Origin of the sequence: Streptomyces sp. NBC_01264, from assembly GCF_026340675.1 — a bacterium.
Lineage (GTDB): Bacteria > Actinomycetota > Actinomycetes > Streptomycetales > Streptomycetaceae > Streptomyces.
The window spans coordinates 1459328-1484164 of record NZ_JAPEOX010000001.1 but is presented as its reverse complement, the minus strand read 5'-3'; the positions used below and the strand labels follow the sequence as shown (position 1 = coordinate 1484164).

Annotated in this window: 21 protein-coding genes; 12 read left to right on the top strand and 9 right to left on the bottom strand. The window is 73.1% G+C overall.

From position 1 onward, the window contains the following. Window positions 1-142: 142 nt before the first annotated feature. Entirely contained in the window at window positions 143-1480 is a 1338-nt protein-coding gene (locus OG435_RS06670) for an IS110 family transposase (RefSeq protein ID WP_266875878.1), read from the top strand. A 90-nt stretch (window positions 1481-1570) separates the two neighbouring features. Here the strand turns inward: OG435_RS06670 and OG435_RS06665 are convergent, their stop codons facing one another. The 4 genes from OG435_RS06665 to OG435_RS06650 all read right to left on the bottom strand — a co-directional run bounded on the left by OG435_RS06665 (window position 1571) and on the right by OG435_RS06650 (window position 5441). Further along, window positions 1571-2182 carry an Rv1733c family protein gene (locus OG435_RS06665; protein ID WP_266875877.1) on the bottom strand — a complete coding sequence of 204 codons (612 nt, stop codon included), beginning with the start codon at window positions 2180-2182 and terminating at the stop codon, window positions 1571-1573. Window positions 2183-2442: 260 nt separating this feature from the next. Next, complete coding sequence (locus OG435_RS06660) at window positions 2443-3267, bottom strand: MOSC domain-containing protein (RefSeq protein WP_266875876.1); 825 nt, start codon at window positions 3265-3267, stop codon at window positions 2443-2445. 72 nt (window positions 3268-3339) lie between these two features. Further along, window positions 3340-3933 carry a DUF6643 family protein gene (locus OG435_RS06655; protein WP_266875875.1) on the bottom strand — a complete coding sequence of 198 codons (594 nt, stop codon included), beginning with the start codon at window positions 3931-3933 and terminating at the stop codon, window positions 3340-3342. 257 nt (window positions 3934-4190) lie between these two features. Next, window positions 4191-5441, bottom strand: coding sequence for a glycosyltransferase (locus OG435_RS06650; protein ID WP_266875874.1), 1251 nt, complete (start codon window positions 5439-5441; stop codon window positions 4191-4193). Window positions 5442-5589: 148 nt separating this feature from the next. Between OG435_RS06650 and OG435_RS06645 the strand changes: the two genes are divergently transcribed. Further along, window positions 5590-6396 (top strand): glutamate racemase, encoded by an 807-nt coding sequence (locus OG435_RS06645; protein WP_266875873.1) that lies wholly within the window; start codon window positions 5590-5592, stop codon window positions 6394-6396. A gap of 85 nt (window positions 6397-6481) precedes the next feature. On the opposite strand, the gene OG435_RS06640 is transcribed toward OG435_RS06645, so the two are convergent. Next, window positions 6482-7420 carry a GlxA family transcriptional regulator gene (locus OG435_RS06640; protein ID WP_266875872.1) on the bottom strand — a complete coding sequence of 313 codons (939 nt, stop codon included), beginning with the start codon at window positions 7418-7420 and terminating at the stop codon, window positions 6482-6484. Window positions 7421-7627: 207 nt separating this feature from the next. Between OG435_RS06640 and OG435_RS06635 the strand changes: the two genes are divergently transcribed. From OG435_RS06635 to OG435_RS06610, 6 genes are all read left to right on the top strand, one after another. Continuing rightward, window positions 7628-8317: a DJ-1/PfpI family protein gene (locus OG435_RS06635; RefSeq protein WP_266875871.1), complete on the top strand. Its 690-nt coding sequence runs from the start codon at window positions 7628-7630 to the stop codon at window positions 8315-8317. A 79-nt stretch (window positions 8318-8396) separates the two neighbouring features. Then, window positions 8397-8729, top strand: coding sequence for a hypothetical protein (locus OG435_RS06630; protein WP_266875870.1), 333 nt, complete (start codon window positions 8397-8399; stop codon window positions 8727-8729). After that, window positions 8726-9256 carry a hypothetical protein gene (locus tag OG435_RS06625; protein ID WP_266875869.1) on the top strand — a complete coding sequence of 177 codons (531 nt, stop codon included), beginning with the start codon at window positions 8726-8728 and terminating at the stop codon, window positions 9254-9256. Before OG435_RS06630 ends, OG435_RS06625 begins: the two co-directional genes overlap by 4 nt. 175 nt (window positions 9257-9431) lie before the next feature. Next, on the top strand, window positions 9432-9947 hold the full coding sequence (locus tag OG435_RS06620; protein WP_266875868.1) for a hypothetical protein: 516 nt from the start codon (window positions 9432-9434) through the stop codon (window positions 9945-9947). A 40-nt stretch (window positions 9948-9987) separates the two neighbouring features. Further along, a complete protein-coding gene (gene lnt / locus OG435_RS06615) occupies window positions 9988-11634 on the top strand; it encodes an apolipoprotein N-acyltransferase (RefSeq protein ID WP_266875867.1) in 1647 nt (548 codons plus the stop codon). Between the two features lie 18 nt (window positions 11635-11652). Next, the gene (locus tag OG435_RS06610) at window positions 11653-12144 is read left to right on the top strand and encodes an NUDIX hydrolase (RefSeq protein WP_266875866.1); all 492 of its coding nucleotides are present in this window, start codon (window positions 11653-11655) and stop codon (window positions 12142-12144) included. Between the two features lie 86 nt (window positions 12145-12230). On the opposite strand, the gene OG435_RS06605 is transcribed toward OG435_RS06610, so the two are convergent. Together OG435_RS06605 and OG435_RS06600 are read right to left on the bottom strand one after the other, a co-directional pair. Continuing rightward, window positions 12231-16628: a hypothetical protein gene (locus tag OG435_RS06605; RefSeq protein ID WP_266875865.1), complete on the bottom strand. Its 4398-nt coding sequence runs from the start codon at window positions 16626-16628 to the stop codon at window positions 12231-12233. Between the two features lie 141 nt (window positions 16629-16769). Continuing rightward, window positions 16770-17588: a helix-turn-helix transcriptional regulator gene (locus OG435_RS06600; protein WP_266875864.1), complete on the bottom strand. Its 819-nt coding sequence runs from the start codon at window positions 17586-17588 to the stop codon at window positions 16770-16772. A gap of 290 nt (window positions 17589-17878) precedes the next feature. Between OG435_RS06600 and OG435_RS06595 the strand changes: the two genes are divergently transcribed. Then, window positions 17879-18334 carry a hypothetical protein gene (locus OG435_RS06595; RefSeq protein ID WP_266875863.1) on the top strand — a complete coding sequence of 152 codons (456 nt, stop codon included), beginning with the start codon at window positions 17879-17881 and terminating at the stop codon, window positions 18332-18334. A gap of 50 nt (window positions 18335-18384) precedes the next feature. Further along, window positions 18385-19335 (top strand): hypothetical protein, encoded by a 951-nt coding sequence (locus tag OG435_RS06590; RefSeq protein ID WP_266875862.1) that lies wholly within the window; start codon window positions 18385-18387, stop codon window positions 19333-19335. A 41-nt stretch (window positions 19336-19376) separates the two neighbouring features. On the opposite strand, the gene OG435_RS06585 is transcribed toward OG435_RS06590, so the two are convergent. Beyond that, window positions 19377-20156: a trypsin-like serine peptidase gene (locus OG435_RS06585; RefSeq protein WP_266875861.1), complete on the bottom strand. Its 780-nt coding sequence runs from the start codon at window positions 20154-20156 to the stop codon at window positions 19377-19379. 311 nt (window positions 20157-20467) lie between these two features. Between OG435_RS06585 and OG435_RS06580 the strand changes: the two genes are divergently transcribed. Next, window positions 20468-21556 carry a hypothetical protein gene (locus OG435_RS06580; protein ID WP_266875860.1) on the top strand — a complete coding sequence of 363 codons (1089 nt, stop codon included), beginning with the start codon at window positions 20468-20470 and terminating at the stop codon, window positions 21554-21556. Window positions 21557-21593: 37 nt separating this feature from the next. Here OG435_RS06580 and OG435_RS06575 read toward each other — a convergent pair whose 3' ends face one another. After that, window positions 21594-23141: a glycosyltransferase family 39 protein gene (locus OG435_RS06575; protein WP_266875859.1), complete on the bottom strand. Its 1548-nt coding sequence runs from the start codon at window positions 23139-23141 to the stop codon at window positions 21594-21596. 194 nt (window positions 23142-23335) lie between these two features. Here OG435_RS06575 and OG435_RS06570 point away from each other — a divergent pair, with 194 nt between their 5' ends. After that, a complete protein-coding gene (locus tag OG435_RS06570; protein ID WP_266875858.1) occupies window positions 23336-24625 on the top strand; it encodes an ATP-binding protein in 1290 nt (429 codons plus the stop codon). The last annotated feature ends 212 nt before the right edge of the window (window positions 24626-24837 follow it).

Sequence of the window (24837 nt, the reverse complement as noted above, 5' to 3'; positions counted from 1 at the left end):
TTGAGCCCGTAGGTCAGTCTGGTGCCGGGGCCGCAGAGGGGCCACGCACTGTTGCCATCGAGCACGCCGGTCAGATTCTCGCTCCCCCCGCGGCCCCCTGGGCAGGCGTCGGCCCGTACGGATCGACACCGGGGAGTGACACATGGCGGACACCGACAACGGTGACACCGAGGAGATCGAGCAGGCCGAGGAGTTCGTGGCACGGGTCGCCGCGATCGACATCGCCAAGGCATCGGGCATGGTCTGCGTACGAACCCCGCACGAAGACGAGCCCGGCAAGCGCGTGCAGCGGGTCTTCAACACCGTCGCGACCAGCGGAGCGATCCTGGACCTGGCCGACCACCTGATCTGCCAGGGCGTCACCCGGGTGGTCATGGAGGCCACCTCGACGTACTGGAAGCCGTACTTCTTCCTCCTCGAATCCCGGGGACTGGAGTGCTGGCTGGTCAACGCCCGTGACGTCAAGAACGTCCCGGGCCGGCCCAAGACCGACCGCCTGGACGCGGTCTGGCTGGCGAAGCTGGCCGAGCGCGGCATGCTCCGGGCCTCGTTCGTGCCCCCGAAGCCGGTCCGTGAACTGCGCGACCTCACCCGGGCACGTGCGGTGATGACCCATGAACGCACCCGGCACAAGCAGCGCACCGAGAAGCTCCTCGAGGACGCCCAGATCAAGCTGTCCACCGTGATTGCCGACATCTTCGGCGTCTCCGGACGCGCGATGCTGGAGGCCCTGATCGCGGGCGAGCGCAGCCCCAAGGCCCTCGCGGAGCTGGCTCACGGCACGATCAAGGCCAGCCACACCGCCCTCGCCGAAGCCCTGACCGGGCGTTTCGAGGAGCATCACGCTTTCATGTGCCGGATGCTGCTGGACACCGTCGACTACCTCACCGTGCAGATCGACAAGCTCACCGCCCGGATCACCATCCGCCTGGCCGAGCTGTCCACCACCGAGGACCACGAAGGCCCCGGACAGGGCACGCTAATCCCGATCACCGACGTGGAACGCCTCGACGAGATCCCCGGCGTCGGCCCCAGCACCGCGCAGGTGATCCTCGCCGAGACCGGCCTGGACATGTCCGTCTTCCCCACCGCCGGCCACCTTGTCTCCTGGGCGAAACTCTCCCCACGCACCATCCAGTCCGGGGGAAAGAACACCTCCGGGCCGACGGGCAAGGGCAATCCCTGGCTCCGGGGAGCCCTGGGCGAGGCAGCGATCTCCGCCGCGCGCACCGACACCTTCCTCGGCGCCCGCTACCGCCGCCTCGTCAAACGCCGCGGCCACATGAAAGCCCTGGTCGCCGTCGCCCGCTCCATCCTCGTCTCCGTCTGGCACCTCATGAACGACCCCACCGCCCGCTACCGCGACCTCGGCGCAGACTGGCACACCCGCAACCTCGACCCCCACCGCAAGAGCCGCGACCTCGTCCGCCAACTCAAGGCCCTCGGCCACGACGTCACCCTCACCCCGGCAACCACCTGACCGAACCCGCCGAAGCCCCCGCAAGCAGCCCCCGACCGTCACCGCCGAGGGGCTACCCCGCCATACCCAGCTGACCGTTGAGTTTTCCGGTCAGCTGCCCGCGTCAGCCCGGCCCCAGTCAGGTCCCGCCGCGGCCCACGCGCGGTCCAGCCGGATGTACCGCCGATGCATGAGCCTTCGTACGACCAGGCGGCGAAGCGTCTCCACGAGCGCGGCGATGCCCAGGGCCGCGGCGAGCCCGGCCACGCCCGCGTGGAAACTGGCGGAGGAGGGGTCGAGGGGCTGCCCGACGATCCGGCCGTGCGTATCGGTCCATATCCGGAACCGGTCGCCCGGATGCGGCGGTTCCTCCGCGGCCGGCACGGTGCCCTGGTGGTTGCTGCCGTCGGGCGCCGTCCACGAGGCGACGATCTGCGTACGCTGCGGGGCCTGGCGCTGCGCCGCCGGGTCGGTGGCCGCGCCGAGGAGCGGATCCGGTGTCGGCCGGACCACCACCGCCGGTACGAGATGACGCTCCTCGCGCTGTTCGCGCACGGCCCGCTGCAGCGTGCCGTCCACCCGCAGGCCGGCCGCCCAGCCGATGGCCGGAGCCACCAGGAGGACGCACAGCAGCGCCGCGAAGGCCACCCAGGCCTCGAATAGATCCGTCTGGCGGCGCAGCGGATTGCGCCGCCAACGCCACACTCCCATTGCTGTCCGCACGGTCCGGCTCCCCCTACTTGTGCCAGTCAGCGCCTGTCTGCCGTCCCAGCCTCCCGCATGCCCCGGCCACCCGCATTCCGGGACGCGCGAGACGTGTGTCACCCGATCCGGTGCTCACGTCCCGGATGTTCCAACGGGCAGACGGTGGCGGTTGGTTCCAGGGTGGCGCGAGAGCCCCTCGAAGGTGTCAATCCGGGTGGTCCCACCGGCCCCCTGGCGGCTCATCGCTCCCCGGTGCGGCCGTGGACGCCGTCCCGCCCTCACGCCAGGACGCGCACCTCGTCGCCGACCCGCAGCGTCCCCGGCCGCACCGGCACCAGCAGCCGCCCGAAGGCCAGGGACTTCCCGATCCGCCGGTGCCTGGCCAGGGTCTGGAGCGGCTCCTTGCCCCGGAGCGCCGTCGTCTGGTCGGTGGTCGTCACGATGCAGCGGCCGCACTCGCGCGCCCCGCGGAAGACGGCGTCGCCGATCGCGAGGCGCTCCCAGCCGTCCTCGGCCCACGCCTCGGCTCCGGACACCACCACGTTCGGGCGGAACCGGTTCATCGGGAGCGGACCCTCGTCCGGATGGCTGCCCTGCGCGATCAGCACGTTGAGCGCGTCCAGCGAGGCGAGGGTGGTGATCAGCAGCGGATAGCCGTCGGCGAGGCTCACGGTCTCGCCGGGCAGCGCGTACTGGGGATCGACGGGCCGACGTACGGCCGGGTCGTCCAGGTGCACCAGATGGGCGGGTACGCCCAGGTAGGCGGTGAACCAGTCGGCGGCGGCCTGGGCCGCCGCCACGGTCTCGATCTTCTTGCCGAAGAGCATCACCGGTTCCAGCGGACCCAGTCCCGGGACCTCCACCGTCAGATCCGCCATGTCCGGCGCCGAGACCTCGAACCCGCCGCCCCCCAGCGGGCGGGCCCGCGCCAAGGCCAGCCTCGGCTGCTGGCGTTGGGTGATGACCGCGCCCTCCCCGTCCACCACCGCCCACCGGCGGTCACCGGACAGCCCCCAGGGCTCCACGGCCACCTCGTCGGGTGCCGTCCCCGCCACCGACTTGACGGGATGGACGTGGAGCTCCTGGACACGCAGTTTCACCATGGGCAAATACTGCCAGCCGGCCTCACGGACTCCGCGGCGACCTCGTCGCAGGAGGCCGGCAGGGCGCGGCGGTCAGTAACCGCGCCCCTGCGGCTGGTACGGACGTCCGTACGGGTCCTCGAACGAGGCGGCCGGGACGGGCGCGGGCTGCGCCTGCATCGGACGCGGCGCGGCCGGGCGCATCGCCTCGTACCCGGTGCCCGTGGCCACCGGGCGGGGCTGCTGCGGCTGGGGCTGCGGCACGTAACCCGTGCGGGCCGCGAACGGCTGCGGCTGCTGCGGCACGTACGGCACCGGCGCCTGCTGGAGCGGCATCGGCATCGACATGGGCTGCGGCATCGGGGGCATCTGCTGCATCGGTTGCATGTGCGGCATCTGCTGGGGCGCGGCCTGCTGCTGGTACGGGTAGCCGTACGCCGGCGCCTGCTGCTGTTGCGGGCGGGCGGGCGGCAGCGCTGCCGGGAGGGCGGGGAGCGAGGACGCGAGAGCCGGGAGGTACCCACCGCTCGAGTAGCCCGAACTCGGGGAGTCGTAGGCGGCGGGGACGCGGATCGGGGCGATCTGCGGGGTCCCGCGTTCGGCGACGAGGGAGTCGTAGATAGGGGTGTCCGGGAAGGAGGGCGCGGAGTAGTAACCGCCGCCATAAGTGGAGCGGGGGGAGGTCATGGACCTAAGTTAAGCCCACGACTTCACCGGGTCCATAGCGAGGTGTCGTCAACACCGCCCTGACCTGCATATTCGCAGGTCAGGGCCACAGCTTTCACTTCTTGTTCACGTGCACGATTTAGCCACTTCCGCCCCGTCTTGCTCCTACTCGTACTCACCGGTTGGGTGTTGCACGGATGGCGCGCCGGCCTCGTGCTGACGGGGCGTCATAACCCCGTGACCTCGAAGGACGTGAAGTCGAGGGGCGGAGTCCGGTTTCAGGCCTCATCGGGGCGGGCATAGGTACGGCCCTTCCATGCCGCCCCGCGTCCGCGGTAGTGCTGCACGGCCGAGTCGACGGTCATCAGGAGGTACAGCAGCGCGGTGACCGGGAGGAGCGGCGCGAGGACCGCCGGCTGGCGGTAGTGGCGCAGCATCGGCAGGTAGGTCCCGGACATCAGCAGCCAGGCCAGACCGCCGGTCCAGGCGACGGCGGGCCGGCCGGCGGCGAGGCCGGCGAGGAGCGCGGCCGGCGGCACGAGGTAGACCAGGACCAGCCCGGCCACCGTCCCCGCCAGGAGCAGGGGCTGGTGGCGCAGTTGCGCGTAGGCGCTGCGCGAGACCATCCGCCACAGGTCCGCGAGGGAGGTGTACGGGCGCACGCTGTCCACCCGCTCCGCGAGGCCGAGCCAGATCCGCCCACCGGTGCGCTGGACCGCCCGGGCGAGGGAGACGTCGTCGATGACGGCCTGCCGGATCGACTCCGGGATCCCGGCCCGCACGGCCGCCTCGGTGCGCAGCAGGACGCACCCGCCGGCGGCGGCCGCGGTACGGGAGGCGGGGCGGTTGATCCGGCGGAAGGGGTAGAGCTGGGCGAAGAAGTACACGAAGGCCGGCACGATCAGCCGCTCCCAGACGCTGACGGCGCGCAGCCGGGCCATCTGCGAGACCAGGTCGAGGTCGGCCGAGGTCGCGGCGGCGACCAGCTCGCGCAGGCTGTCGGGTTCGTGGGCGATGTCGGCGTCGGTGAGGAGCAGGTAGTCGGGGCGGGCGCCGGGACGGATGCCGGAACGGGCGTCGGGGCGGATGCCGGAGCGGGCGTCGGAACGGGCGTCGGGGCCGATGCCGGAGCGGGCGTCGGAGGTCGCGTGCGCGATGCCGTGCCGCAGGGCCCAGAGCTTGCCGGTCCAGCCGGCGCCGGGCTCGCCGGGGGAGAGGACCGTCAGGGGCAGCCCGCCGTGCTCCCCGGCCAGCTGCCGGGCGAGGGTGCCCGTGCCGTCCGTACTGCCGTCGTCGACCAGGACGACCTCGGCCCCGCCGGGATAGTCCTGCGCGAGGAGCGAGGGCAGGCTGTGCGGCAGCACCTCGGCCTCGTCCCTGGCCGGGACCACGATCGCGACGGACGGCCAGTGGGCGGGGGCGTGCCGGGGAGGCAGGCGCGTATCGGTCCGCCAGAACATGCCGTGGCCCAGAGTGAGCCAGAGCCAGACGGCGAGCGAGGCGCACGCGGCGACGAGGAGGTAACCCATCCCGGCAGTGTGCCGCGAGCGGCGCCGCGGGGGGCGGCGGGACACCGGGGATCGGCGGCCCGGGTCGACCGGGGCCGCGTCGGGGCCGGGTACGGGGTGGTGGGCCTGTTGCCTCGGGTGGGGTGGGGGGATCGATTAAGGTGACCAAGTGAAGATCGCCCTCATGGACTCCGGTATCGGCCTGCTCGCGGCGTCCGCCGCGATGCGGCGGCTGCGGCCGGACGCGGACCTGGTGCTGTCCTGCGACCCCGACGGGATGCCCTGGGGTCCGCGGACCCCGCAGGACCTCACCGGGCGGGCCCTCGACGTCGCGCGGGCCGCCGCCTCGCACCGGCCGGACGCGCTGATCGTCGCCTGCAACACCGCTTCCGTGCACGCACTGCCCGCGCTGCGCGCCGCGCTGGAGCCCGCGGTCCCGGTCATCGGGACCGTGCCGGCGATCAAGCCCGCCGCCGCCGCCGGAGGGCGCGTGGCGATCTGGGCCACCCCCGCCACCACGGGCAGCCCCTACCAGCGCGGCCTGATCCGCGACTTCGCCGACGGCGCGCGCGTCACCGAGGTGCCCTGCCCGGGACTGGCCGACGCCGTCGAGGCCGGCGACGAGGCCGCCGTCGTACGGGCCGTCGCCGCGGCTGCCGCGCTGACCCCGGCCGACGTCACCGACGTGGTGCTCGGCTGCACCCACTACGAGCTGGTCGAGGCCCCCATCCGGGCCGCCCTCGACCGGCGCACCGGCGGTGGCGCGTACGTCTTCCACGGCTCCGCCGAGCCCGTCGCCGTCCAGGCCCTGCGCCGGCTCGGCGCCCGCCCGGAGCCCGGCCTCCCGGCCACCGGCAGCCTGACCGTCCTGCTCAGCGGCCGCCCCGGCACGCTGCCCGAGCCCGCCTTCGGGTACGCCGAAGGCCGGTTGCTGGCGGCGCGCGGCGCCGGCGTCGGGGGATCCGTCACGGGGTGATCCCCGAGGGGCCGGACTGCGCAGCGCCCGCGCGGGAGCCGTCCCGGCACCTGGGAGCCGTCCCGGCATCCGGGAGACGCGCAGGTCAGCTGAACGCGCGGCGGTACGCGTGGGGGCTGACCCCGGTGGTGCGTTTGAAGCGGTCGCGGAAGGCGGTGGGCGAGCCGAAGCCGACCTGGGCACCGATCCGTTCCACGGAGTGCTGCGTGGTCTCCAGGAGGTGCTGCGCCTGGCGGATCCGGGCGCGGTGGAGCCACTGGAGCGGGGTGGTCCCCGTCTGCTCGCGGAAGCGGCGGATCAGGGTTCGCGTGCTGGTTCCGGAGCGGGCGGCGATGTCGGCGAGCGTGAGCTCGGAAGCCAGGTTCTCCTGCAGCCAGGAGAGCAGGGGTTCCAGCACGGAACCCCTGGGGGTGGGCGCGTGGTCGTGCACGATGAACTGCGCCTGCCCGCCCTCCCGTTCCAGGGGCATGACGGACAACCGGGCCGCGTCGGCGGCGACCGCCGAGCCGTAGTCCTTGCGGATCATGTGCAGGCACAGGTCCAGGCCCGCGGCGGCGCCGGCCGAGGTGAGGATCCGCCCGTTGTCGACGTACAGGACGTCCGGGTCGACCTCGATGTCCGGATAGGTGGCGGCGAGGAGGTCGGCCGCCATCCAATGGGTCGTCGCCCGCAGGCCGTTCAGGAGCCCGGTGGCGGCCAGCGGGAACGTGCCCGAGCAGATCGATGCGATGCGCGTGCCCTGCGCGGCCGCCTCCAGCAGCGCGTCCCGGACCGCGGGAGCGAGCGGGGCCGTGGGGACGTCGGTGCCGGGCACGATGATCGTGTCCGCGCCGCGGAGCCCCTCCAGTCCCCACGGCGCGCGCAGGGCGAAGGAACCCGCGTCGACCTCCGGCCGCTCCGCGCACACCCGGATCTGGTAGGCCTGGCGGCCGTCCGGCAGGCGGGTACGGGTGAAGACCTCGATCGGGGTGGACAGATCGAAAGGGATCACCCGGTCCAGGGCGAGGACGGCGACGGTGTGCATGGCCAGAACATACCTCGCCGGTGGGGCGAGTGACCGGCCCGGAGATTCCGCGAGCACACCTTTCCGCAGGTCGGAGCCGGTCTCGAAGGTGGTGGCGTTATCCCGCTGGAAGGTGTCATTAATGCCACTGGGGCAGGGCCACCGGACCCGTAGCGTCAAGGGCGAGCCCGGCAACGGTCCGGACCGCCGCCCGCGGAGGAACCCTTCATGCACGCCCAGATCGTCCTGTTCGACGGCTTCGATCCACTCGACGTCATCGCCCCCTACGAGGTGCTCCACGCGGGGGGCGCCGCATCCGGCGGCGCGGTGAGCGTGGAACTGGTCTCCGCCGAAGGACCGCGCGAGGTGGTCAGCGGCACCGGGGGCCTGGCGCTGCGCGCCACGGGCACCCTGGACCCCGGCCGTACGGGCCTGGTCCTCGTTCCCGGCGCCTCGGGCCGTGTCGGAGAACCCGGGGAGGTCCCCGACCTCGACGCGGGCGAAGGGCCGTGGCAGCAGGACGAGTTCATCCCCGTCCTGATCGGCCGTACCCTGACCACCGAACTGCCCGCGCTGCTGGGGGCGGCGATGGCCAACCCGCGGATGACGGTCGCCGCGGTGTGCGGCGGCTCGCTCGTCCTGGCCATGGCCGGCCTGCTGGAGGGACGCAACGCGACCACCCACCACCTGGGCCTGGACATGCTCGACGCCACCGGCGTCCACGCCGTGCGCGCCCGCGTCGTCGACGACGGCGACCTCGTCACCGGCGCCGGTGTCACCTCCGGACTCGACCTGGGCCTGTGCCTGCTGGAACGCGAGGTGGGCCCGAGGATCGCGCAGGCCGTGGAGGAACTGTTCGCCCATGAACGCCGCGGCACCGTCTGGCGCGAGCGGGGCCCGGCCCCGGTCGGCTTCTGACCGGGGCGCCCCCGCCGGGCCCCCGCCCGGTCCCCGCGTCCGCCCACCCCGCACCTCGAGGAAAGAAAAGAACCGCACCATGTCCGTTGAAGGAACCTGGGACCTGACGGTCTCCACACCCATCGGCCGGATCAGCGCCGTGGTCGAACTCCTGCGCCGGGACGGCGTTTTGACCGGGGTCGCCCGCGGGGCGGGGGAGGAGGTCCCCCTCGGCGACGTCGTGCTCGACGGCGACCGGCTCACCTGGAAGCAGGACGTCACCCGGCCGATGCGCCTGAACCTGGCCTTCGCCGTGACGGTGACCGGCGACTGTCTGGCCGGCACCTCCAAGGCGGGCCGCCTGCCGGCGTCCAAGGTCACCGGCCGGCGCCGCGCCACCGGGTTCCGGACGGACGCGGAGCCGCGCCCGTGACGAAGCTTTTCCTTTCCCTGCACGTCCTCGCCGCCGTACTGGCCATCGGGCCGGTCACCGTCGCCGCGAGCATGTTCCCGGCGGCGCTGCGCCGCGCGGGGGCGCCCGCCCCGGGTGACGGCGACGCCCGCGCGAACCTGCGGATGCTGCACCGCGTCTGCCGTGTCTACGCGGCCGTCGGCACCGCGGTTCCCGTCCTCGGGTTCGCCACTGCGAGCAGCCTCGGAGTCCTCGGCGACGGGTGGCTGATCGTCTCGATCGTGCTGACCACGGCGGCGGCCGCGGTCCTCGCCCTGCTGATCCTCCCGGGCCAGGACGCCGCCCTCGTCGCGCTGCAGGAGCAGGAGCAGGAGCAGGAGCAGGAGCAGGAGCAGGGCCCCGGCCCCGGCCCGGGCCCCGGTCCCGGTCCCGGCCCCGGTGTCCGGTCCGCCGCTCGCCTCGCGATGTTCATCGGGGTCTTCAACCTGCTGTGGGCCACCGTGACCGTCCTGATGATCATCCGCCCGGGCTCCACCACGGGAGCCTGAAGGTTCCGGCCCCGCTGCCCGAGTGCCTACGCGTCCCGGGCGACGGCGGCCGCCGCCCCGGCCGCCGCGAGGCGCCGGGCCAGGTCCCGTAGCCCGGCGGTGTTCCGGGCCCGCTCCGCCGTACGGCCCAAGGAGGGCAGTGGCGTCCATGCGGAACGTGAGTACGCTGCTACACATGACGGGTCACCCTCCTGGGCCGCTCTGGACGGGCCGGGCCTCCAACCGTGTGCAGTGGCTGCTCGCCGGAGCCGGTGCGGCCTTCCTGGCGCTCGGGATCGAGATCGCCGTCGACTACGCCTGGGACGGCGGTGTCGTCGCGATCCTCATGGCGGTGGTCGGCTGTCTCGCCGCGGGTCTGCTCATCCTCTTCGGCACCCTCGCCTTCGTGCACGCCGCCGTCACCGTCGACGCGGAAGCCGTCGAGGTGCGCTGCGGGCACATCGGGCTGCCGCGCCGCAGGATCCGGCTCACGGAGGTGGAGGCCGCCGAGTACGTGGCCCGGATCACCCCGCAGCAGTGGGGCGGCTGGGGCTACCGCTGGCGCCCCGAGCGCGGCACCGCCGTCATCGTGCGGCGCGGGGAGGGCCTGGAGCTGCGGCTCGGTGACGGCAAGCTCTTCACCGTCACGGTCGACGACGCGCAGAACGCGGTCCTCGTGATCCGCGCCCATCTGCGTGCCCTGGCTCACTGACTCCGCCACCGGCACAGGTGGGGGACGTACACTCCGCCAGATGAGCAGCAGTGCGACCCGCGCGGCCGGGAACGAATCCGGGAACGAAGCCGTGAAGGACACCGGGAAGGACACCGGGAACGACCAGGCGTCGGGTCCGGTGGTACGGGAAGCCGTGGCGGGTTCCCCCCTGCGGCGCCGGGCCGGCCGGCTCGCGCGGCCCGCGCTCGCCGTCCTCTCCGGTGTGCTCCTCTACCTCAGCTTCCCGCCCCGCCCCCTGTGGTGGGTGGCCCCCTTCGCCCTCGCCCTGCTCGGCGGGTGCCTGTACGGACGCCGCGCGCGGGCCGGGTTCGGCCTCGGCGTGCTGCACGGGCTCGGGTTCCTGCTGCCGCTGCTCGTCTGGACCGGCGAGGGCGTCGGCCCGGTGCCGTGGCTGGCGCTGGTCACCCTCGAATCCCTGCTGATCGGCCTCACCACCCTCGGCATCGCCCTCGTCAGCCGGCTCCCCGCCTGGCCGCTGTGGGGCGCCGCCGTCTGGATCGCCGGTGAGGCGCTGCGCGCCCGGGCCCCCTTCGGCGGCTTCTCCTGGGGCAAGCTCGCCTTCGGCCAGCCCGACGGGGTCTTCCTGCCGCTCGCCGCGCTCGGGGGCACCCCGCTGCTCTCCTTCGCCGTGGCCCTGTGCGGATTCGGGCTGTACGAGGTGGTGCGCGTCGGCGCCGACACCCGCCGGGCCACCGCCGCACTGCTCGCCGCCACCGCCGTGGCCGCCCCGCTCGCCGGTGCCCTGGCCGCCCGGCCGCTGGTCTCCGACGCCGCCGAGGACGGCACGGTGACGGCCGCCGTCATCCAGGGCAACGTGCCCCGCGCCGGATTCGACTTCAACGCCCAGCGCCGTCAGGTCCTGGACAACCACGCCAACCGCACGATCCAGCTCGCCGAGGACATCAAGCTCGGCAAGGTGAAGAAGCCGGACTTCGTCGTCTGGCCGGAGAACTCCTCCGACATCGACCCGTACGCCGAGCCCGACGCCTACGCCGTGATCGACAACGCGGTCAAGACCATCGGGGTGCCCGTCGCCATCGGCTCCGTACTGGCCCCCGAGACGGGCCCGCTGCGCAACACGATGATCCTGTGGGACCCGGTCAAGGGCCCCGTCGACACCTACGACAAGCGCAAGATCCAGCCCTTCGGCGAGCGCATCCCGATGCGCTCCCTCGTCCGCCTCTTCAGCTCCGACGTCGACCGGGTCCAGCGGGACTTCGGCCCCGGCAAGGAGCCCGGGGTCTTCGACATGGCGGGCAGCGGGGTCGGCATGGTCACCTGCTACGAGGCCGCCTTCGACGACGCCGTCCGCTCCACCGTCCGGGCCGGCGCCCAGGTCCTCGCGGTGCCCAGCAACAACGCCACCTTCGGCCGCACCGAGATGACCTACCAGCAGCTCGCCATGGACCGGGTGCGGGCCGTGGAGCACAGCCGGACCGTCCTGGTGCCGGTCACCAGCGGGGTCAGCGCCGTGATCCGCCCCGACGGCGAGATCGTCCAGCAGACGAAGATGTTCACCGCCGACGCCCTGGTCGCGGAGATCCCGCTGCGCTCCACCGAGACGCCCGCCACCCGCTTCGGCCCGCTCGCCGAGTACCTCCTGCTGGCCGTCGCCGCGGGAGGCCTCGGCTGGACGCTCGCACGCCGGATGCGCCGTACCCCGTAAGGTCCGTAAGGTCGGGGAATGACCACACCTGACTTCATCCGCACCCTGCGCGCCACCGCCGGGCACCAGCTGCTGCTGCTGCCCGGGGTGACCGCCGTCGTCGTCGACGACGAGGGGCGGGTCCTGCTGGGCCGGCGCGCCGACACCGGACGCTGGTCGGTCGTCGGCGGGATCGCGGAGCCGGGGGAGCAGCCGGCCGACACGGCGGTGCGCGAGGTGTACGAGGAGACGGCCGTGCGGTGCGTACCCGACCGGGTGGTGCTGGTGCAGATGCTCCCGCCGATCACCTATCCGAACGGGGACGTCTGCCAGTTCCAGGACATCACCTTCCGCTGCCGGGCCACGGGCGGCGAGGCGCGGGTCAACGACAACGAGTCGCTGGAGGTGGCCTGGTTCGCCCCCGACGCGCTGCCGGAGCCGCTGGAGTCCTTCGCGGTGAACCGGATCCGCCAGGCCCTGCGGGACGAGCCGACCTGGTTCGAGTCCCCCGCGGAGGTGGGGCAGGCGTGACGGGCGGCGTGTGACGGGCGGACCCCGGCGGCACGGTGCTGCCGCCGGGGTCCGCCCGGTTCACAGGGTCACGTCACCCTCCCCGCTCAGTCGGTGCGGGTGCCGCTGTACCGGGTCTGCGTGTCGCAGTACATCCCGCTGGACGGCGTCGGATCACCGCCCTCGACCGCGTCGATCTGCCACGGGTTGCCGCTGTTGCCGCGCTCGCCGATGTCGCAGAAGCCGTAGGGGTGGGGGTCGCTGAGGGGTAGCTCCGAGAAGTTGCGGAAGTTGCCTCGGGACGCGGGGCCGGTGGTCGGGCGGCCGGCGTTGTCGATGGCCTTGCCGTTGAGGTACAGGTACAGGTCGGGCATCCAGCTCTGCGTGACGATGCCGAGACGGGGGTCCGTCGACGGGTTGTCGGCCCGCGCCGTGGGGACGACCGACCCGTCGGCGCAGAACGCCACGCTCACGTTCTGCCAGATCGGGGGCGCGGCGTTGAACAGGGTCCCGAAGGTGCCGCCCGGCCCCCAGACCTTGAAGAACGTGGAGTAGATGTCGCCCACGGTCTTGCGCACCGATTCGGGCAGGTAGCCGCTGGCCGCGAGCCTTTCGGTCCGCTCCACCCACTGCACCGTCTCGTTCTTGACCGAGTCGTTGGCCACCATCGGGCGGTAGCCGATGGTGCCCCCGCTCACCGACCGGCTCTCCACGCACCTGCCGTCGGCCACGATGCGCGGCGCGGTCACGTTGGGGAGGTACTCCCGCCCCGGGGTCTTGCCCGTCTCGTTGGGCGTGACCAGGACCGAGGCTCCGTCCTTCCAGGAGTTGGCGTCGATGGACCCGTGCGCGAGGTTCGGCGCCGGGACGCCGTAGTCCTCCTCGATGGCGTTCATCATCTTCAGGACGAAGGGGGCGATGTGCGTGTCCCCCGTCCGTGTGGTCACGTCCGCCTGCTCCGTGCCCGGGATGATCTTCCCGGTGGGGTCGACGATGTAGCGCGCCTCGATATGGGTCTTGATCTTGTACGAGTCGTCGCTCATGAACGAGCTGTGCGGGTCGATCTCGGCGGGCGGCCGGGCGTTGGCGTACCCCATCCAGATCGCCTGAGTCATGTCCGGAGCGCTGTCACCGTGTCCGGTGCCGCCGCGCCGCGCGTCCTCGTACCATTCCATCGCCGCCGCGTGGGTGGCCGGACCGACGCAGTCCGGGCCCCGGTTCGCCCCCTGGCAGACGGGCATCATCCCCATGCCCACCGTCGGGGAGTCACCGGTCCAGCTCTTGCCCCCGTAACTGCGCTCCACGGCCCAGTCCCGCAGCGTGGTCATGGTTCGGAAGGGGGTCTTGAGCAGCCACGGGGTGTCCGTGTCCATGTTCTGGTCCTGGTCGAAGATCGCCACCGCGTCGAAGCTCTGCTCGGCCCACGTGCCGTCGACGGGCAGGAAGGCGACCGCGTCGTAGGCGATGTCCGCGTCCCCGGTGCCGTCTGTGGTGATGTTGGTCAGGGTTACGGACGGCCGTTCGGTGAAGACGAAGTACCCCAGGGGCACCCAGCGGTTCTTGCCGCTCGGCTGGGAGACCGTCACGGACTTCCTCTTGCCCCGCCCGAGGTTCACCTCGTAGACGGCGCGGCCCGTGTGGGCGCCGTGGTCGGGCAGGTGCACCCACACCTGCACCGGCTTGGCCACCGGATCCCGCAGGGCCCAGGTGGCGGACACCTTGAGGAGCTGCCCCTTGAGGTCGTTCTTGCGGGTGTGGGTGAAGTAGAAGTGCCCGCCGAATCCGGCGCCGATCTGATGGGTGTCGACCTTCGCGGGGAACGTCGTGGCGCCCGGATCACTTCCGAACGACATCGTGAACGTACCGGCGTTGGTCCACGGACGCCCGCAGTTCGGGCGTACGGACGGCACGTTGTCCGGCTGGTCGTCGACGATCAGGGCGCCCGCCGGCAGACCGGTCAGGGTGCAGGCCGGCGGGTAGGCGGTGCCGTCGGGCTCCTCCTTGTACGTGGAGTTGAAACGGACGATCTCGTTGCCGCAGGTCGCCTGGCAGTCGGCCTTCCAGGTGACGGGCGTGTGCCACCAGCAGTGCAGGTTCGACAGGCGGCAGGGTCCGTTGTCGTTGGTGGAGTCGTCGCTGATGCGGCTGGAGTCGCAGTCGTTGGCGGGGTCGTCGGCGAGGACCTGGCAGAAGGTGTCCTCGGCGGGCTTGGCCTGCGCGCGGTTGTACTTGGCGCTGCCGGGCACGGTGGCATCGGCCGTGGTGCCGCTCCACCAGGCGTTCCGGTAGCCGGCCACGGTCTTGCCCGGGGACTCCAGGGCCTCGAGCGCGTGCCCCGCGAAGCCGATGACCTTCTCCTGGTAGGGCCAGTCCTGCGGGTGGGAGGCATCGCGGTAGTCGTCGTTGCCGAGCCAGTCCTCCATGAACGGCGTGCGGCCGGTGTCCCATTCCGGGTTGGCGGGGTTGTTGGCCCAGCCGACGCCCCAGGTGCTGCCGTCGCCCAGGTCCGGGTGGAAGCCCGAGTTGTAGGCCCAGAGGGCGAAGAACCAGTTCTCGATCCTCGACGCGTCTCCGTTGTTGACGATCAGACCGGCGTCGCGGGTCTGGTTCCACTTCTCGCTGACGATCCGGAGCCCCGCGGCGATGTTGGTGACGTAGTCCAGGGCCACGGCGCGTTGGGTGTCGTACGGGAGCGGGTCGCTGCCGCGCCCGGCGAGACGCATGCCGTCGGTGATCTGGGCGACGCCGTAACCGCAGTCGGCCTTCTCCCAGTTGACGCTCCAGTCGTCGGAGCTGTCCCCGTCGTAGTAGTCGATCCCGTAGAAGTTGCCGATCAGCGGGTTCCCCGTGACGCCGGGGACCACGTACCGGCCGGCCTGCCACATGTTGGACTCCTGCGCGGTGATCCCGAGCATGATCTGCGCCGGCACCCGGCCTTGGCCGGACAGGGCCGGCCGGGGGAACAGCGTCTGCGGCGCATAGGCCGGCATGCCCAGGTTCTTCCAGTTCGCGGGACGGCTGGTGTTCTGGTTCAGCGTCCCCTGGATCGCCTGGTCCACGGCCCATTCGACCTGCCGGGGCTTGGGCTGCATGGCCTGGTTTCGCGGGTCGTTGCGCGGGACGGAGCAGTACCGCTCCGACTCCACGATCTCCGTCGGGCCGGACGCGGCGGCGCTCGCGGCGCGCGGCGCCGCGTCCGCGTCCCCGTCCGTGCCGCCCGCCTTGGAGCCACCCGCCGCACGCGGCGAAGCCTCCTTGCCCCGGCCGATGCCGGCGCCGCCCCCGGCGGCGGGATCGATCACGGAGGTGGAGCTCTTCCCGGACGCCGTGCGCAGCAGATCGACGGTGACCGGCCGGGCGTCCCTCGCCTCGTCCGGCGAGATCCGGGAGTCCTTGCCGTCCGCCCAGCCGGCGGCGGTCACCACGGATTCGCCGTGGGTGCTGACCGTCGCGTCCTTGGGGGCCTTCGGCAGCAGCCTGGCCGCCTTGGGCAGCTTGCCCTTGCCCTTGGTCACCGGCCCGGTCACGTAGACGGTGCCCGCCGCGTCCCGGGCCAGCCCCGTCGCGGCCAGCGGCCCCGACGCGAGCTCGGCGGGCTTCACGGGCTTCACGGGCCGGGCGGGCTCATCGGTCGTCGACGGCTTGCCCTTCTTCGGGTCCGGCGCGGCGATCTGGGCCCCGGCGATCCGCTTCACCTTCGCGGTGGGGACGGCGGCCGGGGCGCCGGCCGCCTTCGGTCCGGCGGCGGACTTGTCGAGGAAGACGACACCGCCGTCCTTGTCCGCCGTGAGCCGGAACGGCACGCCGTCGGTGACCGCGACGGCCGTCGTGGCACCGTCGCTCCCGACCCTGACGACGGCGCCGGCACCGGCAGCCACGATGCTCCCGTCCCGGACCGGAACGGCCGACGTGACCTGCCCCGCCGACTCCACCGGCGCCGCCAGCAGACCGGTGGCGGCGTCCAGGCGGACGAGCCGGGTGGAGGTCTTGTCCTCCCCGGGCGACTGGGTGAGGACCGCGGTCTCGTCCACGCCGCAGCCGGGGTTGTAGGAGGAGAGCGAGGCCCGCAGGGCGAGCTTGGTCACCGCGCCCGTGCCCAGGTCGATCACGGCGGTGAACCCGCCCCGGGCCATGAGCCGCGGCTCGTTGGTGAACGTACGCGGGGCGAACACGACGACGGCCCGCCGCCCGGACCCCGTCACACAGGCGTTGCCGATCCACATGTCGGTGTCGAAGCCCGGTTCGGACAGCGATGCGGCGGTGCGCCAGCGGTAGCCGTCCTTCGCGTCGGCCACCATCAGGTGGAAGCCCTCCGCGTCCCCGGTCGTCGTCCATGCCCGGTCCTCGGAGACCTTGGGCGGCGGCGCCGCGCTCGCCGTCCCGGAGTTGCCGGCCAGCGCGGTGAACACCATCACCACGGCCGCGCCGAGAGCCGTACCGGCACGCACCGCTCCCGGCCGGCCGCGCGTCCGGGCCGGCCGGGCCGTGTGTCCTGGTGGTCGCATGCTTCTCCTCCTGATTCCGGGCACGCGGGTGCCCGCCACCGCGCGGGGTTGCGGACGCAACGGCCACGGGACGCGGCGGAGTCTGTGGACGCGCGGTCCGGTCCGGACCGGACCGGTCCGGACCGGACCGACCAGGGGCCCTCAGGCGGCCCGGGGCGTCCAGTCGAGCCGGTCTGCGGACAGCTGCGTGGGCGTCAGTCCGATGGCTGCCTTGAAGGCGTGGTTGTAGTGGGCCTGGTCGTGATAGCCGGCCAACTGCGCGACCTTGGCCAGCGGGACCCCCCGGTCCTGCAGCCTCATGGCGTGGTTCAGCCGCAGGATCGCGGCGATGGCGGCGGGGGACCGTCCGACGTGCTCCCGGAAACGCCGCTCGAGGTGCCGGACGCTCCAATGGGTCCCGGCGGCCAGTTCCTTGACGCGGATCCGCCCGCGCGTCCGGTGGAGTTCGCTCCAGGCCCACGCGATCTCGGGAGCGACGAACGGGCCCCGCCCCAGCAGGCGCGGCAGCGCCTCGTTCAGGATCCGGGCCTGCGCCGCCCCGTCCGCTGCTTCCAACTGCTCGGGCAGGTGGCGGAACTGGTGGGGCAGCAGATCGGCGGGGCTCAGGTGCGACCGGTCCCACTCGTGCATGGGCACCCCGAAGAGCCGGTAGGCGCCCAGCGGGTTCATGACGAGCGTGATGCCCCGGACCTGACCGCAGTGCCGTCCCGTGACCGCGGTGGTCGCCGGCAGGTCGGCCCGGGACAGGCAGGTGCGCGAAAGGGCCGGATCCACCAGGCTGTCGGTCGAGATGGGGGAGCCGAAGCCGAAGCTGACCGTGGCCACGGTGTTGGGCGTGACGAGCCGCCGCACGGGCTTCATCCGCCCGTACGAGAAGCTCGAGTAGTGGTGGACGAGGCCGCGCAGGACGGGCGACCGGGACACGAGGCTGCTGTTCGGCACGGCGGCTGGTGCGGGCACGGGTGCGTACTCCTTGCGGAGGAGGAGCGGGAGTCCGGCGACGGCGACGGGACCGGGAACGGGAACGGGGATTCCCCGCGCCAGGCAGCGATCCTTTCCCCGTCGGAGGGCCGCGGCCTAGCGATCTTCGGGCCAACCGGGGCCCGGTCCGTGGCCGGATCGCGAAGGGCCGCGGAAGTGGGAAACGCGCCTCCGGAACCTGTCGTGTTCCAACAAGACGGGCGCTCTCAAGGCCCGCGAATCTGTGCACGGTTCAGCTCCCCTCCCCGTCCCACCCGAGGAGATCTCCCATGCGCGTAAGCACGTTGACCGGCGCGGCGGTCGCCGGCCTGGTCGCCGCCCTGGCCCTGTCGTCGACCCCGGCCAGTGCCGACATCCGCAACTCGCACATGCACGCCCAGAACAAGGCCTGCGACGGCACGGGCGGCTTCACCTTCGGCCTCTACTACAACTCCGGCTTCAACGGAGCAGTGCGGTACTTCCGCTACGACGAGTACGACTTCGGCTACCTCGGCCGGGAGACGGGCGTGGACTACTACAAAGCCAGCTTCTGCGAGTGGGGCAACGGCGCCGGAGCCGACGTGAAGAACAACGCCGCGAGCGCCTGGAACGCCAGGACGGACCTGGCCGCGCAGGTGTACTTCAACAAGGGCTACCAGGGGATAGCCGACTACATCGGCCGCGGCAACGGACGCAACCTGTCGGCGACCTACAACGACAACGCCTCGTTCAAGCACGTGTCCTGATGGCGGACGCCGATCGCCCCGCCCACCGGCCCACGCGAAGGGAACGACGCATGCACGCTCTCGGACGACTGATCGCCCTGGCCTGCGCGGTGGGCGCGGCGATGACGGCCACCGGGTGCGCCGGCCCGTCGGAGCCGGCCGCCACCGCGCGCACGGACGTCACCGTCGCCCCGCAGCGTGCGACCCCGCCGGTCCCGGACCCCGTCACCCTGAGCCTGCCGCTCGACGCCTACCGCCCCTCCAAGGCGGAGCTGGCGCAGATCGACAAGGCCCTGGACCTGGTCACCGACCAGTGCATGCGGCGCTACGGGTTCCAGTACACCCCCGCCCCGCCCCTGCCGGCCTACGGCCCCGCCTCCGACACCGACCTGCGCTACGGGATCCACGACGCGGGACTCGCCGCCGCACGCGGCTACCGCCCCGCGGGCGACGAGGCCGCCTCCTCGGCCGCCAGGGAGGCGGCGGACCGCACGCAGGCCGCGATGAGCGAAGCCGAGCGGACCGTCCTGGTCGGCCCGGGCGGCGGCGGTCCCCGGCCCGCCGCCGCCCCGACCGCGACGGTGGGGGGCCGGCAGGTGCCGGAGCGGGGCTGCTTCGGCGAGGCCACCGCCCGCGTCACGGGCGGCGCCTCACCGGTCAGCGACTTCGTGCAGGACGTCGGCCACACCGGCTATGCCAAGGCGCAGGAGGACCCACAGGTGGTCGCGGTCTTCGGCGCGTGGTCGCGGTGCATGAAGGAGAAGGGCTTCGGCTACGCGAAACCCATGGACGCCCCCAACGACCCGCGCTTCTCCTCCCCGCAGCCGACGCCCGCCGAGACGGCGACGGCGATCGCGGACGTGGAGTGCCGTACGCGGACCAACGTGATCGGCGTCTGGTACGCGACCGAGGTGGCCTTCCAGAAGGCCCTCATAGAGAGGAACGCGCTCTCCCTCACCGCCGCCAAGCAGGCCAAGGAGGAGGCCACCCGGCACGCGGCGGAGGTCCTCGCTGCCTCTTGACGCGCGTGCTTCCCGACGGCCCCTCCGAGAGCCCGGCGGTCTCAGCCGTCGGTGGACGCCTCGCGGTAGAGCTCCAGCGCCTGGTCGCCCATGACCGCGCTGTACGAGACCTCCGGCACGGTCCCGCCGCCCTCGTAGCCCCCGAGGACGCCCGCCAAGGCGCCGTCGACGAGCCAGGGGCTGCCGCTGGTGCCGCCGCTGAGGTCCGGGCACTCGATGCGGCGCTGGGTCCCGGAGAACAGGGTCGTGGTGTTGGCGCAGTACAGCGGGGACTCCTCGCGGCTGGGGTAGCCCACGACGGACACCGTGGCGTCGGCCGGCTGCCCGGCCGCGACCGGGAAGCCCCCGACGAGGTCCTCGACCTGCCGGCCGTCCACCGGGGCCACCGTCGCGAAGGCGATGTCGGCGTCGGGGTCCTCGCCGTCCGTCCAGCCCGGTGCCACGTACAGGCCGGTCAGCTTCCACAGGCCGTACGGGGCTTCGCCGTCGCGGTAGCCGGGGGCGAAGTAGGTGGTGTCCAGGCCGCCCAGGCAGTGCGCGGCGGTGGCGATCACATCGCGGTCCTCGCTCCGCACCACGGACGCGGTGCAGAAGTGCCCGCCGTCGAGGCCGCCCGCGAACAGCGCGCCGACCCGCGCGGACGTCGCATCGTTGGCGGCCGTACGCGTGACGCCGAGCGGCGGTTCGGCGAGCGCCTCGGGGAGATCGGCGCCGGTCAGGGCCGTCATCACGGCCAGCGCGAGCAGGAGCCTGGAAGCGCGCCGGCCACGGGCACGGGCGCGGGGGCGGCGGTCCGGTCGGGAGGAGAGGCGCTGGATCATGCTCCGAGCCTCGCGGGTGAACCTGTGACCGGGCTCGGGAAATCCTTGTGGATCCGCTGTGAATCACGGCATCACCGGTTCCGCGGGTCCCCGGTTCCGCCGGTCCCCGGGTCACCGCCGGGTCACCGGACCGGCGGCGGCGCCGGGCTCCGGGGCGGCCGCGGCCGGTCGCCGACCGGATGGGCGCCGCCCGTTGGCCGCGGGCGCGGGGATATGAGGTAGTCGGGGGTATCGGGCGGCCGGGGACCTGCGGCAGCCGGGGACGTGTGGCGGCCGGGCGAAGCCGGTCACCCCGAGGCGGAGGGCGCAGCGTGCGGGTACTCAGCTCCGTCGCCGGGTTCCTCGTGGTCCTCGGTACGTTCGTCTCGGTCACCCAGGCCCTGGTCACGCCCCGGGCCATGCGCTCGAAGCTGCCGCGGATCGTGCGCGTCCTGATCCGCGCCCCGTACCAGTTCGTCGCCGACCGGATGCCCACCGAACAGCTCAAGGACCGCGTCCTGGCCCCGGCCGCCCCGATCGCGATGCTGTTCCTGCTGGTGATCTGGCTGCTGCTGTTCCTGCTCGGCTACGGGCTCCTGGAACACGGCGTCTCCGACATGCCGCTCCCCGTCGCCCTGCGCGAAGCCGGCTCCTCCGTCCTCACCCTCGGCTTCGCCAGCGTCGACCGCGGCCAGCTGACCGCCGTGGACTTCTGCGCCGCGGCCACCGGCCCCATCGTCATCGGCCTCCAGATCGGCTACCTCCCGACCCTCTACGCCGCCTACGCCCGCCGGGAAGCCGAGGTCAGCCTGCTGCGCATCCGCGGCGGCGTACCGTCCTGGGGACCGCAGCTGCTGGCCCGGCACGCCCAGGTCGACCTGGTGGACACCCTCCCCGACCTGTTCCGGGACTGGGAACGCTGGTCCGCGGAGGTCAGCGAGAGCCACACCAACCACCCCGGGCTGATCCACTTCCGCTCGCCCAGCTGGGAGCGCAACTGGCTGATCAGCCTGCTCGCCGTCCTGGACGCCGCCGCGCTCCACCTGGCCTTCAACCCCACGGCCCCGCAGACCCAGATGCGCGTGACCCTGCGCGCGGGCTTCAACTGCCTGCGCGACCTGGCCCATGAGGAGGGCATTGCCTACGACCCGGATCCGCTGCCGGAGGACCCCATCGAGCTGACCTACGAGGAGTTCCTCGACGGGGTCGTACGGATGCGCGAGCGCGGGGTGACCATGGCCCGCGACCCGGAGCAGGCCTGGCCGCACTTCCGCGGCTGGCGCGTCAACTACGAGGCGGTCGCCTACGCCCTGGCCTACCGCATCGACGCCGTGCCCGCCCCGTGGTCCGGACCCCGCCGCCGGGGCGGCGGCCCCGTCGAGGTGCCCACCCCGGTGGACCGCAAGCCGGTGGAGGGCTGAGGGCGGGCCGCGCGACCCCGTCAGCCGTGCGAGCCCCTCAGCCGCGCCGCTCGTACACCGTCACCCGGCGGCCGCGGACCTGCCGGTCCTCCACCACGGTGAACTCCGCCCGCAGCACGGCCGCCTTCGCCCGGTCCGCCGCGGAGCCGGAGGGCCTGGCCTTCTTCCCCGAGTCCGTCACCAGGAGGACCCGCCGCTGCTCGCGCAGGGCCGCCGAGATCCGTGCCGGGGAGGCCTCTTCGCCCTTGAGGGTCCCCGACTCCGCGGGGCTCCGGACCAGCGCGAGGTCCGTCAGGCCGGCGAACGCCCCGGGCGAGACCAGCGCGGTGTCCCGCCGGGCCGCCGGGACGAAGAGCACCGCGTCGCCGTCCCGCTTCAGCGCCGACACCTCCCCGGCCACCGCCAGGACGTCGTCCACCCGGCTGGCCGGAGACCGGTCGGCCAGAGCCACGGGCAGCAGCCCCACCGCCGAGACCGCGACCACGGCCGGCACGAGCGCGCCCGACGCCCTCGGGTACCGGGGCGCGAGGGCCCGTACGGCCGCGCCCAGCGCCGCACCGATCAGCAGCGCCAGACCCAGCATGGAGAACAGCACGTACCGGTCCAGGAACAGCGGCTGGATCAGGGAGGCGGCGGCCAGCCCCAGCAGCGGCACCGCCAGCAGCGGCAGCCCGACCGAGGCCGCCGTCAGCCGGGGCGGGAGGCCGGTGGTCGGCCCGGTGGTCGGCCCGGTGCGCGGCCCGCCCCGGAGGTCCGCCCAGGCACCCAGCGCGCCGACCGCCAGCAGGACGCCCGGGCCGATCATCATGTGCCAGGTCAGCGGCGGTATCCAGGAGACCTGCCCGGACTGGGTCCGGCTGAACAGGATCAGCGGCAGCGCCCCCGCCACGGCCGCCCCCGAGGCGAGCAGCCAGGGCGCCACGACAGCGCGCCCGGCCCGCGCCCACCAGAGGGTCACCGCGTGGGCGGGCAGGATCAGCAGGGAGAACCAGTTCAGCAGGGCGCAGACCAGCACGAGGGCCCCGTACGCCGTCCAGCGCGGCCACGTCCGCCGCCCGGGACCGGCTCCGGCGGCCGATGTCCGTGAGACCGGCGATACGAGCGGGACGAGCGGGACGACCGAGATCAAGAGCAGGGTCGACAGTCCGGCGCCGCCCGCGATCAGCGCGTACGACCGGCCCTCCTGGAGCTGGAACTGCACGGCCGGCAGCAGCGCGAGGGCCAGCCCGCCGCCCAGCCCCGCCCACGGGCCCGCCAGCCGGCGCCCGATGAGGGCCACACAGCCGGCGGCGACCGCGACCGCGAGTACCGAGGGCAGGCGCAGGGTGGTCGTGCTCGCCCCGAACACCTCGAAGAGCACGTGCATCAGCAGGTAGTACAGGCCGTGGACGGCGTCCACGTTCCCGAGGAGGTGCCAGATCTCACCGGGGGAGCGCGCGGCCACCTGCCAGGTCGCCGCCTCGTCCCGCCAGACGCTGTTCTGCCGGGACAGCCCCCACAGTCCGAGCGCCACCGTCCAGAGGACCGGAACCAGCCACACGAGGTACGGCCGGCGCCGGATGCCGGCTGATATGTGCGAAGTCATGAAAGCGTGACGATCCTCGGGCAGCTGTTCGGGCGGAAAACACCAGTCTATGGACGATACGGAGGGTTCCCCGACCGGGTGTTGTGCACGACGGAGCGTGATCAAGCGGCCCGCCCGCCCCTAGCCTCGCGGCAGCAAGGTGCGCACCAGGCACGCGGCAGGCACGCAGGAGCACGAACGAGGGGCGGTACCCGGTGAACTGGCTGATCCACGACTACCGCGAGAGCGATCTCGCGGCCGTTGTCCATCTGATCGACACCACGGCCGAACTCGGCCAGGAGTCGGTCTTCTCACTCGCCGAATGCATCAGCGCCCTCACCGACCGGCAGCCCTGCGTGGTCGCCGTCCACCAGGGCGTCCCCATCGGAGCCGCCCTCGCCTGCGTCACCGGCGAACGCGCCTGGGTCATGCGCATCGCCATCGCCGCGGGCTGGCGCGGGCGGGGCCTGGCCAGCGCGCTGCTCGTCGAGCTGGAGCGGCGGCTCATCGCGGCCCGCGTCGGGCGCATCGCGTACGTCCTGCCCGAGGAGGACCTGCTCGGCGAGGGCCTGCTCAACGCCGGCTACACCCGGCAGCCCGCCGTCGCCTACTTCGAGAAGACCGAGCCGCTGCACGGTCCGGCCGCCGGACTCCTCGACGACCTCGGCGGCCGCTTCCTGCCGAACGACCTGTGGGCCAAGGTCGCCGGCATGGAGACGGAGAAGGACCTCATCGAACGGCGCGTGGTGCTGCCGCTCGCCGAGCCCGAGCGGGCCGCCGCGCACGGGGTGCGGCCGCCGCGCGCCATCACCCTCTTCGGCCCGCCCGGCACCGGCAAGACCACCTTCGCCCGGGCCATCGCCTCCCGGCTCGGCTGGCCCTTCGTGGAACTGCTGCCCTCCCGCCTCGCCGACGGGGGCAACCTGGCGACCGCGTTGCGCGACGCGTTCGCCCGCATCGCCGAGCTGGAACGGGTGCTCGTCTTCATCGACGAGGTCGAGGAGATCGCGCCCGTGCGCACCGAGCCCGCCCAGCCCGGCGGGATGCACGGGGTGACCAACGAGCTGCTCAAACTGATACCCGGCTTCCGCGAGGGCGACGAACGGCTGCTGGTCTGCGCGACCAACTCCATCCGTTCCCTCGACCCGGCCTTCCTGCGCCCGGGCCGCTTCGACTACCTGATCCCGATCGGCACCCCGGACGCGGGCGCCCGCGCGGCGATCTGGGCCCGGTACACGGCGGGCCGCCCCGATGTGGACGTGGCGGCGCTGGTCGGGGCGAGCGAGCTGTTCACCCCGGCCGACATCGAGCACGCGGCGCGGATCGCGGCGCAGGTGTCCTTCGAGCGGGACCTGGAGGCGGTGGGCGCGCGCGGCGCGGCGGCGGCCCAGCTGGGCGCGAGCACGGAGGACTACCTGGCGGCGGTGGCGCAGTGCCGCCCGACGGTGACCCCGGCGATGACGGGCGAGTTCGCGGCGGACATCACCGCACACGCCCGCTTCTGAACAAGGAGAGGGGACGGGGCGTGCCCGCCACGGACGGGCATGCAAGATGGCCCGCAGCCACTCCCCAAAGCGGCTGCGGGCCTCCCGCGCGGACTTGGCATCCGTGCGGGACGGCCACGTTCCGGTTGGGGTGTATCGCCGGCTGGAACGTGGCAGCAAGGGTGCCGTGAGGGCCGCATCCCTGATGCCCTCGCCAACACATTCGAGTCAAC